Here is a 696-nt window from a genome sequence, read left to right as displayed (position 1 = left end):
GTCCTGGCCCATGATGCGCACGCCGATGGTGGCAGCGAGCAGGCACATCGGCACGATCAGGATCACCGCGAACGGCAGCGTCCAGCTGCCATATTGCGCGGCGAGCACGAGATAGACGAACAGCACGCAGATCGGGAACACGTAGAGGCCGGCATTGCCGCCAGTGATCTGCTGATAGGACAGGTCGGTCCATTCGAAGGTGAAGCCGCTCGGCAAGGTGTCGTCGGCGAGCTTCTTGATGGCGTTGAGCGCGGTGGTCGAGCTCGTCCCCGGCGCCGGCTCGCCCTGCAACTCGGACGCCGCGTAGAGATTGTAGCGCGCCACGCGATCCGGACCCGAGACGTCCCTGAAGTCGACCACGCTGCCGAGCATCACCATGTCGCCGGAGGCGTTCCGCGTCCGCAGCCGCGCAAGATCAGCAGGCTCCTTGCGGAACGGGAAATCAGCCTGCGCGGTGACGTGATAGGTGCGGCCGAACAGGTTGAAGTCGTTGACATAGGTCGATCCGAAATAGGTCTGGATCGTGTCGTTGATGTTCGAGATCGGCACGCCAAGCTTCTGCGCCTTGGTGCGGTCGATGTCGACGAACAGCTGCGGCGTATTGGCCGAGAACGGCGAGAACACCGAGGGGGCAAGGAGCGCGGGCGATTTGCGCGCGGCGGCGACGAGCTCGTCGGTTGCGGAGGCCAGCAGCTG

Annotated in this window: 1 protein-coding gene; it reads right to left on the bottom strand. The window is 64.5% G+C overall.

Annotation, left to right across the window (positions count from 1 at the left end):
* Window positions 1-696, bottom strand: a 696-nt coding sequence (locus HYH07_RS36185) for an efflux RND transporter permease subunit (protein ID WP_220006922.1), incomplete at both ends; no start/stop codon positions are given.

Source organism: Bradyrhizobium sp. BR 10261, assembly GCF_019455395.1.
Taxonomy (GTDB): Bacteria; Pseudomonadota; Alphaproteobacteria; order Rhizobiales; family Xanthobacteraceae; genus Bradyrhizobium; species Bradyrhizobium manausense.
This window is presented reverse-complemented; position numbering and strand designations above follow the sequence as displayed.